We start from the raw sequence: 12,853 nt of genomic DNA on the forward strand, positions 1-12,853 counted from the left end.
TTGGGAGCCGATCCGACTAGCGACCAACTTACATTCTTGCCACAATAGCACCCCAGGAAAAACCACCGCCAACAGCTTCCATTAGTACATTCTGTCCAGCTTTGACGCGACCATCACGCACAGCCTTATCAAGCGCTAACGGGATTGAAGCGGCAGATGTATTCCCATGCTGGTCAACGGTGACAACCATCCGCTCTGGTGGCAGACCAAGTTTGCGCGCGGTACTTTGCATGATGCGAATATTCGCCTGATGAGGAATCAGCCAGTCGATTTCAGATGCTGAAATACCAGCGATCTCCAACGCTTCCTTAGCGACTTTTTCCAGTACCGATACCGCTAGCTTGAACACCGCCGGGCCATCCATATATAAGAAAGCACTACCATCAACCGCCCCACTACTTACGTTGCCAGGAACGCATAGGATATGCCCATAGCGGCCATCAGCATGCAGCTTGGTAGCGAGAACACCTGGTTCCTGTGAAGCAGTCATCACAACCGCGCCAGCGCCGTCTCCAAATAACACGCAGGTAGTGCGATCTTCAAAATTCAAAATACGGGAAAAGACTTCCGTTCCAATGACCAGAACGTTCTTGTGCGTACCGGCTTTGATGAAGGCATCAGCGATTGAAGCGCCGTATACAAAGCCACTACATACCGCTTGCACATCGAATGCAGCGCCACCGGTGGTAATACCCAGTTTCTGCTGCACCACGCAAGCCGTACTCGGAAAACTCCCAAAATGATCAGGAGTCGACGTGGCGACAATAATCAAATCAATGTCGTTTGGCTCCATCCCCGCCATTTCAAGCGCATGCTTTGAAGCAGCAACGGCGAGATCACTAGATTGCACATCAGCCTCAGCGTAGTGCCGCGCCGATATCCCGCTACGCGAAAATATCCATTCGTCCGAGGTTTCAATACCTTTCTCGGCCAATTGCACTGCGAGGTCCTGATTAGTAAGGCGTTTGGGTGGTAAATAACTACCGGTACCCACAATTTTGCTATAAATAGTCATGCTGTCTTCTGTTGGGGTGGCTCAATATTGGTGGCAGCATTTGCAAGCACTTCAACCTGCACCAAAGCTGCTTCTGTCTGCGGCATCAACGCTGCAATGGTCGTTGTAATACGTGATAACACATCATGCTTGGCTGCATCGAACGCACGCTGAATGGCCCATTCGTAGCCATACACGTCAGCACTACCGTGGCTCTTGAACACTAGCCCACGTAAACCGAGCAAACTTGCGCCATTGTATCGTGATGGATTGAGACGGCGCGATATTGCTTTAATAGCACTTTTCGCAATTAAAGCACCGATCATATTAAGAATACTGCTTTTAAATTCTGTCGTCAGCACACTTTTTACCAGCCTTCCGAGGCCCTCGGAGGCTTTAAGAGTAACGTTGCCGACGAAACCGTCACACACCACAATGTCGGTTGTTCCCTCAAAAATATCGTTACCTTCAACATTTCCATAGAAGTTGATAAGACCTTTTTCGTGATCAGCCCGCAGCAATTCTGCGGTTTGCTTGACCATTTCGTTGCCCTTGATATCTTCCTCGCCAACATTGAGCAAACCGACCGTAGGCTTAGCCTTGCCCTCCATGGCTGAGACAAGTGCTGAACCCATGAGAGCAAATTGGTGCAGATGCTGCGGCTCGCAGTCAACGTTCGCGCCAAGATCAAGCATATAAGTCGGCCCGTCCTTTTGATTTGGAAGGATGGTACAAATTGCTGGCCGATCCACGCCAGGGATAGTTTTTAGCAAATAACGCGAGACTGCCATCAGCGCGCCGGTATTTCCAGCTGAAACGCAGGCACGTACCTTCTCGTCTTTCACTAATTCAAGCGCCACGCGCATGGAGGATTTCTTTTTACGCCGTAACGCGGTTTCAACCGAATCATCCATCGTTATCACCTCCTCCGCGTGCACGACTGACAGACGAGGGTGTTCCTGCGCTTTGTGCTTTTTTAATTCGGCCCGAATTTGATCCTCGAGGCCGACCAATACTAATTCAGCCTCTGGTTCGCGTTTGGCAAATGCAATAGCTGCAGGCACTGTTACAGATGGACCATGATCGCCACCCATACAGTCGATAGAGATTTTAATTGTCATTATTTTGATTCAGTGCCGTTTCCAACCAACATTATGGGGCAGATTTGGCTAGCGTCAAAATCACCGCTCACAATTTTTAACTTACAAAAGAAAAGCGGCATCATTGAGAAGCTCAATGATGCCGCTTTTTTTACTTAAGACAACAAGTAAATTACTCGTCGTTCTTAGTCTTCAATACCTTACGGCCACGGTAAAAACCGTTTGGGCTGATATGGTGACGCAGGTGTGTTTCACCTGTAGTTGGCTCAATCGCCAGAGGAGGCGCTACCAAAAAATCGTGGGCACGGTGCATGCCGCGCTTGGATGGGGTCTTTTTATTTTGCTGAACAGCCATGATAACTCCTGAATCTAAGATCTAAAATTTTAACATATCTGGATTTACTACATAGAAAATCCAGAAATTCCTGCCGCTTTTGGGCGCGGAATCCCTTACTCATTGCTACACTTCATGCCACACTTCGTCACGTTCGGTACTGCATAACATCACAACCGCGACACTTAGCGCAACAACGTTACCGCAATCTGGAACGACAACCCCTACAACCTTGCTACTTCAAATTCTTTAACATCGCAAATGGCGAATCTTTTTTACCGGCCTTTAACGCCTCGAGTGCAGACGTATCGGGGCAAACAGCATGCTTAGGTGACAGTGGCAGGGCCAACAGCGCCTCGTCTTCTACCAATTGAATAATATCGAGTGCTTTGGAGCCGATAATGACATCGATCTGGTCATCGTCGAGCAAAGCGTCAATATCATCTGCGCTCGCCTCATCTTTTGCCAAAATCAACACAGATTCCGAGTCGACATCAAACGCAAAAGGGGACAAGCAGCGTTGACACGTTATTTGTAGTGAGCCGGTCACCGTCAATGTTAATTGTGGATGCGCAACATGGTTTGAACCACCAGCCAGCACCCATTTTAACGTCCCCGAAGGGTCAGCCAGTTCTTCTGCCAATCGCCCCAGATCAGAGACCGGGCTTGCACCTTCACGACGTTCTTTCAGGCGGGAAAACTCAAACGCGTCGATAACAAAAGCACTCATAGGCGAAGCGGAACCCTGAAAACCTGCGATAATAACAGCCTTTCCCCTTATTCGTCAAAGTGTTACGGCGCTTTTGTTGAGCTCTCATTCAAAAAAACGTCAAACTTCGTTCCTATGCCCTCTTCGCAACAGCTTCCAGCGCCAACGCGGTCCGGCGTTATATCAAATATCCACATCTCACCTCGTCTTATTCTTGGCTCTAGCTCCAAATATCGCAAGGAATTGCTCTCCCGCTTGCACATTCCGTTCGAGGTGATATCTCCAGAAATCGACGAAACCCCGCGTTTGGGCGAGACACCAGAAGAAACTGCCATGCGACTTGCCAGAGAGAAAGCATTGGCGGTGGCGTTGATGGCGCCAGAAGCACTGATTATTGCATCAGATCAAATTGCGACGCTAGACGGGGAGCAGATCGGGAAACCGGGGACGCATCAAAATGCCCTCCTTCAACTGCAAAAAATGCGTGGTCGACGAGTTGTGTTTCACACAGCACTATGTCTGCTGGACGGACGCTCAATTAAATCCGAGAGCATAGTGCAACTGGAAAATATTCAGACTTTTGTCACCTTCCGTAATTTGCCAGACGCAGAACTGGATGCTTATTTGCATATTGAACAACCATACGATTGCGCAGGAAGTGCCAAAAATGAAGGACTTGGGATCGCCATTCTTGAAAAAATCGAGAGCAGCGATCCAACTGCGCTGACGGGCTTGCCACTCATTGCACTAACCGGCATGTTACGCCGCGCTGGCGTGTCCTTTTTCACCAATTAAAACGGCGCGCATATCTTCCCGTATCGTGACTCTCACATAATCATTCTCATATAGAAATAAAGGTTAGCATGGCAGGTATCCTGTATTTGATTCCCAATACCCTCGGGCAAACCGACGTCGAGCATGGCAATCCTCTGGCTTCCGTTATTCCGGAAGATGTCCAGGGCCTCACTGCGAAACTAGGTTATTTCATTGCCGAAAACGCTAAAACAGCGCGTGCATTTTTGAAGTTAATCAACGCCTCGCATCCACTGACACAATCGCTGCAAACCATTAATATCGCCGAACTTAACGTTAATACACCGGTTACCGCATTACCGGCACTGTTGGCGCCATTACTGGCCGGTCAGGATGCTGGCCTGGTTTCTGAAGCGGGCGTCCCGGCAGTCGCCGACCCTGGTGCTAATCTGGTGCGAATGGCGCATGCGCATGGCATTCAGGTCAGACCGTTGGTTGGTCCGTCATCATTATTATTGGCAGTAATGAGTAGTGGTTTAAATGGACAAAGTTTTGCGTTTAATGGTTACCTGCCAATTGATGTTGACCAGCGGACCAAGCGCATCAAAGCGTTGGAACTGCGCTCCCGTCAAGAAAATCAAACCCAGCTTTTTATCGAAACTCCGTATCGCAATACTGCCTTACTGGAGGCCCTGAGCGCTCAATGCCAGCCGAATACATTGATTTGTGTCGCAACCGATCTTACGCTATTGACCGAGACAATAAAAACGCAAACGGCCGCGCGCTGGAAGACTGCACTCGGCACGAACAAAGGTCCAGACTTTCATAAAAAACCGACGGTTTTCTTGATACTCGCAGAATAGCTAGGAAAAAATTAGTCGAGAACTATCAACTAAAAATACGGATGATTGGTGAGCTATTGCGCATCCGCGTTAGATAGTCTCAATCAAGTGAAGTCAATACGCTCGCACGAGCGTCAAATCTAAATAAACCTTAGCTAGCAATTTTGCGGATCAGAGCAGCGTCCAAAACGCAAAACGGCGACAGTGTTGCGCTGTCGCCGAATTTGCATGTCTCGAAAGACGTATTCTTGAGAAGTCGAAAACTTCTCGGGGCCGCATTTAATGCAGTGGTGTCCAGCATTTAATCGTCATTCTAGTGCAAGGGGTGTATTGCTCCAGATCCGTCAATTTAATACCGGTTGATTACTGTTGAATGGCTAACGATAGTGTGGTTTCTATATTCGCCTCCTCAAATAATTCTGCTGAATGTGACTTCACTATACGACAAAATCATCAGAGTGCAAGACGACTTATTTTCAAGTCGCCTTTATCAACATAATTATTTACATAATATTAACGAAATTATTTACATTAAATTAACTTAAATAATTTATATGTTATTAACGTAATACCGGTTTCTGCAAACTCATCATCGTCCCCACGACGCCCTCGCCAACCGACACGCCAAATTTCTTCAATACACGTTCAGGCAACCCTTCGCTCTTGGTGTAATCAACCACGTCTTCCGCCTTTAAGATATCGCGTGAGACACTCTCGACCGTACCGTAGCCGTCCGCCAATCCCATATCAATCGCCTTACTGCCAGTCCAAAATAAACCAGAAAATGTTTCCGGCGTTTCTTTCAGGCGCGTTCCGCGACCTTTGCGAACTACGTCGATAAATTGCTGATGAATTTCACCGAGCATTTCTTTCGCAAAGCCCTTTTGAGTTTCGGACATCGGACTAAATGGATCGAGAAATCCTTTATTTTCACCAGCCGTTAATAACCGCCGCTCAATACCCAGTTTTTCCATCAGACCGGTAAAACCAAAGCCATCCATCAAGACCCCAATCGATCCGACAATACTCGCCTTGTTGACATAAATTTTATCGGCTGCGGCAGCGATATAATAACCACCGGAGGCGCACATTTCGTCCACCACGACATATAACGGCTTCTTCGGATATTCCTTACGCAAGCGACCAATTTCGTCGTTAATAATTCCCGCCTGAACCGGACTTCCGCCAGGACTATTGATACGCAATATCACACCGACCGAATCAGTCGCCGCAAACGCATTATCAAGCGCCGGGATCAATACGCTTGCAGATCCGTTGCCGTCTGCGTCAATGACACCATTAAGTTTAACCAACGCCGTATGCCGACCAACCGTGGTCGTATCAGCGCTCTCGTAGTGGGCCGCATACCAAACCCCAAAGCCAATCAAGCATAAAGTCGCCAGCTTAAAGAAAATTCCCCAGCGACGGCGCGCACGCTGCTCGCGCAACGAAGCGGTCGCCAACTTTTCCAGTAAATCACGTTCCCAGCCTTCTTTTTTCGGATTTTCCATATTCTCAATATCGGTTTTGCAATTGTTAGTACGCATTCCGGTTTTCGTCCACCGGGGAAATTAAGCCGCGCCTGGCCGCACTACACTCCAGGTGCATTAACATAGTCATCAGGGCGCCAGAATACCTGATTATCATTTTCTTCTACCGCCACTTTGCGCAAACTCGCCCCACGACAAGGGCCGCCAACGCACTTTCCCTTATCGGGCGTGTAAATTGCGCCATGCGTGGCACACATAAGATACAAGCCGCTGGATTCAAAAAAATCACCTTCATTCCAGTCCAACTCTATCGGAACGTGCGCGCAACGGTTCAAATATCCATGTACGCTATTTTCATAACGAACCACAAAAGCGGTCAGCGCTTCACCATTCACTTTTACGGCAAAGCGCACACCCATCCCACGCTCAACGAGATCAGAAGAAGAGCAGATTGGTATCAAACCAGATGTCATGTTGAATTACGCTGAAATAACTGCATTTCACGCATTGTCATTTAGCCAAGCATGTAACGCTATCGCTGAACTAGCAGTAAAGACCGGATGCAACGGCGTTAGTTCACTGGCTGGATGCGCACCATAATCAACCGCAATCGCTGCGGCACCAGCATTGATAGCCATTTGTAAATCATGCGTGGTATCACCAATCATGACTGTGCGCTTAAGGTCTTGGCCAAGTTCACGCGTCAGTTCGTGCAACATCGCTGGATGTGGCTTTGAAAAAGTCTCATCGGCACAACGCGTGGCATCAAATACAGACAGCAAATTGCTTGAGTGCAGGGCACGATTTAGCCCGACACGACTCTTGCCAGTCGCCACAGCCAGAAAATAGCCTTGCTGCGACAGATCCGCCAACATTTCACGAACGCCATCAAATAAGATTAAATCCTCGTCCTGCGCCAGATAGTGGTGGCGATATCTCTCCACTACACGTGGATATAGATGCGACTCTAAACCCGGGATTGCCATGCGTATTGCCTCAGATAGTCCAAGTCCGATGACATGCGACGCGGCCTTCCGATCAGGAATCGCCAGACCAAGATCTTTTGCCGCCGATTGAATACACTTCACAATTGTCGCGGTGCTGTCCATCAGCGTACCGTCCCAATCAAACACAATTAAATCAAAACTTTTCCGCGCCATATTTCTGACAATAACTTGCCAGCTCCTTGTAATTTCTTAAAAAATGCGTTCATAGGTGAGGATTAGCGAAGACATCCTGACCTGAAACTCCTATTTTAATCGTCCTGCGCTGGTTCTGCTGCCGAGCTTGTTTGCGGCAAACTTTTTAGAAACCGTTCACATTCTGGCGGTAGTGGCGCCTTTAACGTGACCGGCTTTCCACTCTCCGGATGGGTAAAAGTAATCTGATAAGCATGCAAAAACATGCGTTTAAATGCAATTCGCTCGCCATCTGCCTTTTGCAAAGCACGATTTAATGAAAAATCACCGTATTTATCATCACCTGCGATCGCAAAACCACTCGAGGCAAGATGCACCCGAATCTGGTGAGTGCGACCCGTTTTTAACTCAGCCTCAAGCAATGCAAAGTCGCCATATCTGCGGATCAGACTAAATATCGTATGCGAGGCCTGACCTCCTTCTTGCACCCTTACCCGACGCTCACCATCGGCGGCAGTATACTTGCGCAAAGGCAACTTTACATGCTGACGCGCATTTTTCCAATCACCATGCACCAAAACCAAATAACGCTTGTCGGTTTCGCCATCACGCATTTGTTCATGCAAATTAGTCAAAGCGGAACGTTTCTTTGCTAATAATAAAATGCCTGAGGTATCACGATCAAGACGATGCACCAGCTCGAGAAATTTGGCATCAGGACGAGAAGCCCTCAGTTGCTCAATCACACCGTAACTGACTCCAGACCCGCCATGCACGGCAACGCCCGCTGGCTTGTCAATGACAAGCAGATGACTATCCTCCAAGAGAATTTTAAATTCCGCACCCGGTGCCGTCTTTTCAGCTCGCTCTGCAATACGAATGGGTGGTACGCGCAGGATATCGCCTTCCAACAATCGATAAGTCTGATCTATGCGGCCTTTATTTACCCGGACCTCGCCCGAACGCAAAACGCGATAGATATGACTTTTCGGCACTCCCTTGCAAATACGTAATAAAAAATTATCAATCCGCTGGCCCGCTTCTTCGTCAGAAATAGTGATTAACTGGACTTGGGGAGCAACTTCGGGTGGTGCGACAACTTCCGCTACTTTCGTTACTTTAGTTAAATTGGTTAATTTGGCTGCCTCAATCATCTTGCTTTGAAGAACAGTTTTGTACTTGGTAGCGGCTGGGGTCCGCACCTGTGCCTTGCCCTGAGTTCGGCCATCGCGGCGGCCCTCAGCCCTTACGCCAGAAAATCTCGCTAAGTCCTTCATTTTGAATATATAATTGTTTCACAGTGGTTACAAACCGCTGTTGGTGTAAGAATAAAAAGACCATTCTACACAGGGGCGTCTCCACCAGCCTCGCCAATTTGCAAATTTGATGGAAAAATGTGTACGCATCACCCCTGCGCGAGTCAAGGTCGCACCGTAGTTGTCATCGGATAACGCGCAAGGATGTTGGACAGTATGTTTGGATGAATAGGATAAGTCTGATGAGAAAGACACACGATTCAGATTATTGAAACGTTATGTGACTAGCTCATTAGTAAATGCAGTAAACGTAACGCCGGTTTTTTGCTGAACAATGTACTTTTTGACTTACCAAGACGCTCGCCGCCAGAATTCATGCTCGCAATGCGTAATTGCGCTAGGCAGGACCTGATTCGATGCACGCTGGTTACGCTCAGCAAGCGGCGATATTGCATTCGCGCCCCGTTGTGTCTCGCCATCGTTGCGCGGACACACTAAGGCAATTCCCTCCCCCCAAACACTCCTTCCTCGCGTACATCCCTGTATTCTGCTGCTGGAATCATTGCTTAATTGCATGATTAGGTGGCATTAAAAATGGCCCCAGGGCCACGGAGTGAAAAAATGAAACGCATGTTGTTTAATGCTACGCAGCAAGAAGAATTGCGCGTAGCGATTGTTGACGGGCAAAAGCTCATCGATATCGATATCGAAACCACCGGACGCGAACAACGCAAGTCCAATATTTACAAAGGTGTGATTACCCGTATCGAACCGTCGCTAGAAGCTTGCTTCGTCAATTACGGCGAAGAACGCCACGGCTTCTTGCCATTTAAAGAAGTTGCCCGCACCTATTTTAAAGAAGGCGTTGATGTTCGTAGCGCCTCTATTAAAGAAGCGTTGCGTGAAGGCCAGGAAATCATGGTTCAGGTCGAAAAGGAAGAGCGCGGCAATAAAGGCGCTGCCCTTACCTCTTTCGTATCATTGGCTGGTCGCTATCTGGTATTGATGCCTAATAATCCACGCGGTGGTGGTGTTTCCCGTCGTGTCGAAGGTGAAGATCGCCAGGAGTTGCGGGAAACGATGGACAAATTGGACCTGCCTTCTGGCATGTCCGTCATTGCCCGCACTGCTGGCATTGGTCGTAATGTTGACGAACTGCAATGGGATTTGAATTACCTGATGCAACTATGGCGCGCTATCGAAGGTGCTGGTACGCAAGGTAATGGCGCATTCCTGATTTATCAGGAATCATCGCTGGTCATCCGGGCTATTCGCGATTACTTCCAGCCTGATATCGGCGAAATTCTGATCGATACCGACGAAATTCACGAGCAAGCGCAACAGTTCATGGCGCACGTGATGCCGGATATGGTTCATCGGGTCAAACGTTATCACGACGACGTGCCGTTATTTTCCCGATTCCAGATCGAACACCAAATCGAAACCGCGTATTCGCGCACCGTTCCGCTGCCATCAGGCGGCGCGATTGTGATCGATCATACCGAAGCACTCGTATCAGTCGACGTCAACTCGGCCCGCGCAACCCGCGGCAGCGATATCGAAACCACCGCATTTAACACCAATTGCGAAGCCGCTGAAGAAGTCGCTCGCCAATTACGTTTGCGCGATCTGGGCGGTCTGATCGTCATCGACTTCATCGACATGGAGAATGCGAAGAACCAGCGCGAAGTCGAAACACGCCTTAAAGACGCACTGCGCTATGATCGCGCTCGTGTTCAAATGGGCAAGATTTCTCGCTTCGGTCTGATGGAGTTGTCACGTCAGCGTCTACGTCCTTCGCTGTCGGAAGGTAGCCACGTAACCTGCCCGCGCTGTAACGGCACTGGCCACATCCGCGATATCGAATCCTCTGCTTTGCAAGTCCTGCGCATCATTCAGGAAGAAGCAATGAAGGAAAACTCTGCTGCTATTCACGTCCAGGCACCGGTAGATGTTGCTGGGTTTCTGCTGAACGAAAAGCGTGGTGAGATACTGAAGATCGAAACCCGTCATCGCGTGGCCGTTATCCTGATCCCAAACAAGCATCTGGAAACGCCGCACTACAAACTGGAGCGTCTGAAGCACGACGATCCACGCCTTGAAGAAACACAAGCCAGTTACGCAATGGCAGAGCAAGCTGATACCGACATCGGTTATAGCAAACGCCAAAAAGAAGAAGGCAAACCGCGTCAGGAAGCCGTGGTCAAGGGCATTACTCCAGACCAACCAGCACCTATCGTCGAGCGTAAGCCAATAGCTGTCGCCCCTGTTGCAGCCTCAGTAGCAGCGACTGGTGAAGGGTTGATTGCCAAGATCATGGCATTCTTCTTCAAAAAACCAGCATCGACTGAAATCGCCGTTACCCCAACTGTTGCCGCAGCAAAACCTACCCGCGAACGTGGCAATGACCGCAATGGTCGTGGCCAGCGTGGCCGCAATCGTGGCGGTCGTAATCGCGACCGTGACGAAGAAGGCGCACCAGTCGAAGCCCGTGAAGAAAATGCTAACAGCACTAAGAAAACTGTCGTAGCAGATGTCGTCGTTGCGGCTAACTCGGAAACCAAAACGCAACAACGTCAACCACGTCCACCAAGAGAGCCACGTGAGCCAAAAGAAGCGCGCGAAGCACGCGAGCCTCGCGAGCCAAGCGAAGGCCGTCAACGCGGCGAACGGACACCACGTCCACCACGCGAAGAGCGTAAAGAGGTCGTAAGCGAAGTAAAGAAAGATGAAACGCTTCTTCATACTCCGGCTGTCGAAGCACCTTTGGTAGCAGTCGGCATCGCAACAGAGAAAGCCATTGACGCTGAATCATTGGATGCGGCCGCTCCTCGTACAGATGGCGAAGCCGGTGAAGGTGAAGAACCACGTCGTCGTCGTCGTCGTGGCGGTCGTAATCGTAACCGTCGTGATCGCGATAGCACTGAAACAGGTGCTGAAGGTAACGAAAACTTCGTGGATGCGGGATCTGAGTTTGCCTATGACCCAGAAACTGCTCCTGTCAGCCATGCGACAACTCCGATTGGTATGGTTATTGCTGCCGATACCGCTCATGCAATCGCGCCAATCCAGGCAACTGCACCGGAAATCATGGCACCAGTACCAGTGGCCGTGACAACTGCTCCCGCAATTCTGGAAAATGCAATTAAAGAAACACACGACGTCGTTGCTCCGGCAGCACTAGTAGTTGCTCCGGTAGTTGCTCCGGTTGAAGCGGTAGCATCCATCGTTCCAACCACATTGTCCGCCGCTATCGCTGCCCCAATTGCGCCTCAGCACGTTGTTTCTGACGTTGTAGCATCTGAGGCTGTTAAAGAGCCAGCTGCTTTGGAAACAACGCCAGCAGCTCCGGTGGTACCAGCAGTCGTATTACCAGAAGTTATGCCAGCGCCGGTCGTCACCACTGCAGCGACAGTTTATGCTGCTGAAGTAACAACACAGGCTACGCTCTCCTCTGCCAATGCGCCTCTGACCGAGATAGCCAAAGAAACGCATATAGCAGATGTCAACGCCCTCATTCCAGCAACTCCTTCAATTGCTAATGAAGTTGTTAGCAAGGTTGAGCATGAAGTCGTTACGACACCATTTGTTGCGCCAGTAGAAGTAACAGTGGCGGAGATAACAGCGGCGGTAGCGCCAATCGCGTCCTCGCCGATTTCTTCTTCGGTTGATGAACTGCAAAATGCATTGAAATCTGCTGGCCTGACGCTAGCAGGAACCGATCCAGCGAAACTGCGCGCAGCGCAAGAGGCGGCGGCGAAAATTGTCGTTGCACCACGTGCACCACGTGAGCGTAAGCCACAACCGGTGTTGGTCGATGAGCCACTGGTTCAGATCGAAACTGAACTGAATCGGCAATAACACATTCGCAACTGGATAGCGAAAAACCATAGTTGAGGAGTGCGGCTAAACCAACGCCCTCCTTAACTGGCCGAACTAGTTAAATCCAGACTGTGATGGATAAAAAGGGAGTTTTTAAACTCTCTTTTTTAACGTCCAAAATTTGGTCCAAAATACCAAAATTCTGCCGCCGTGGTATCTTCTGTATCGTATTGCCAAGATCATAAAATTCATTACTTTTAGAATTTGTGACAAGCTCTATTGCGCCGACCAGCCATCCTGTCATCATAGGACCATAACGCCGCCGAATCTTTACTCGCGTGAGTAAATGTAGATTTCCAAGCTGTTACCCTAAAGGCTAAGTCAGAGCGAACAAGGCAGCCGATCAACAACAAG

General features: G+C 49.2%; 11 protein-coding genes. 3 read left to right on the forward strand and 8 right to left on the reverse strand.

Translation table 11 applies throughout. The features are described 5' to 3' along the window. Positions 1 to 28 precede the first annotated feature (28 nt). The 4 genes from RGU75_RS01765 to RGU75_RS01780 form a co-directional block, all read right to left on the reverse strand. The gene (locus RGU75_RS01765; protein WP_322232534.1) at positions 29 to 1,015 is read right to left on the reverse strand and encodes a beta-ketoacyl-ACP synthase III; all 987 of its coding nucleotides are present in this window, start codon (positions 1,013 to 1,015) and stop codon (positions 29 to 31) included. Further along, positions 1,012 to 2,115 carry a phosphate acyltransferase PlsX gene (gene plsX / locus RGU75_RS01770; RefSeq protein WP_322232535.1) on the reverse strand — a complete coding sequence of 368 codons (1,104 nt, stop codon included), beginning with the start codon at positions 2,113 to 2,115 and terminating at the stop codon, positions 1,012 to 1,014. Before plsX ends, RGU75_RS01765 begins: the two co-directional genes overlap by 4 nt. A gap of 151 nt (positions 2,116 to 2,266) precedes the next feature. Next, positions 2,267 to 2,449 (reverse strand): 50S ribosomal protein L32, encoded by a 183-nt coding sequence (rpmF, locus tag RGU75_RS01775; protein ID WP_014006864.1) that lies wholly within the window; start codon positions 2,447 to 2,449, stop codon positions 2,267 to 2,269. Between the two features lie 214 nt (positions 2,450 to 2,663). Next, positions 2,664 to 3,158 (reverse strand): YceD family protein, encoded by a 495-nt coding sequence (locus RGU75_RS01780; RefSeq protein WP_322232536.1) that lies wholly within the window; start codon positions 3,156 to 3,158, stop codon positions 2,664 to 2,666. Positions 3,159 to 3,272: 114 nt separating this feature from the next. Here RGU75_RS01780 and RGU75_RS01785 point away from each other — a divergent pair, with 114 nt between their 5' ends. Next, positions 3,273 to 3,932: a Maf-like protein gene (locus RGU75_RS01785; RefSeq protein ID WP_416186772.1), complete on the forward strand. Its 660-nt coding sequence runs from the start codon at positions 3,273 to 3,275 to the stop codon at positions 3,930 to 3,932. A gap of 68 nt (positions 3,933 to 4,000) precedes the next feature. After that, positions 4,001 to 4,753: an SAM-dependent methyltransferase gene (locus tag RGU75_RS01790; RefSeq protein WP_322232537.1), complete on the forward strand. Its 753-nt coding sequence runs from the start codon at positions 4,001 to 4,003 to the stop codon at positions 4,751 to 4,753. A 539-nt stretch (positions 4,754 to 5,292) separates the two neighbouring features. On the opposite strand, the gene RGU75_RS01795 is transcribed toward RGU75_RS01790, so the two are convergent. The 4 genes from RGU75_RS01795 to RGU75_RS01810 form a co-directional block, all read right to left on the reverse strand. Next, positions 5,293 to 6,279 (reverse strand): S49 family peptidase, encoded by a 987-nt coding sequence (locus RGU75_RS01795; RefSeq protein WP_322232538.1) that lies wholly within the window; start codon positions 6,277 to 6,279, stop codon positions 5,293 to 5,295. A gap of 44 nt (positions 6,280 to 6,323) precedes the next feature. Continuing rightward, positions 6,324 to 6,695, reverse strand: a complete 372-nt coding sequence (locus RGU75_RS01800; RefSeq protein WP_322232539.1) for a Rieske (2Fe-2S) protein — start codon at positions 6,693 to 6,695, stop codon at positions 6,324 to 6,326. Between the two features lie 27 nt (positions 6,696 to 6,722). Continuing rightward, positions 6,723 to 7,382, reverse strand: coding sequence for an HAD-IIIA family hydrolase (locus RGU75_RS01805; protein WP_322232540.1), 660 nt, complete (start codon positions 7,380 to 7,382; stop codon positions 6,723 to 6,725). A gap of 95 nt (positions 7,383 to 7,477) precedes the next feature. Further along, the gene (locus tag RGU75_RS01810) at positions 7,478 to 8,638 is read right to left on the reverse strand and encodes an RluA family pseudouridine synthase (protein ID WP_322232541.1); all 1,161 of its coding nucleotides are present in this window, start codon (positions 8,636 to 8,638) and stop codon (positions 7,478 to 7,480) included. A gap of 600 nt (positions 8,639 to 9,238) precedes the next feature. Here RGU75_RS01810 and RGU75_RS01815 point away from each other — a divergent pair. Continuing rightward, positions 9,239 to 12,478 (forward strand): Rne/Rng family ribonuclease, encoded by a 3,240-nt coding sequence (locus tag RGU75_RS01815; RefSeq protein ID WP_322232542.1) that lies wholly within the window; start codon positions 9,239 to 9,241, stop codon positions 12,476 to 12,478. The last annotated feature ends 375 nt before the right edge of the window (positions 12,479 to 12,853 follow it).

This window comes from Glaciimonas sp. CA11.2, assembly GCF_034314045.1.
GTDB lineage: Bacteria > Pseudomonadota > Gammaproteobacteria > Burkholderiales > Burkholderiaceae_D > Glaciimonas.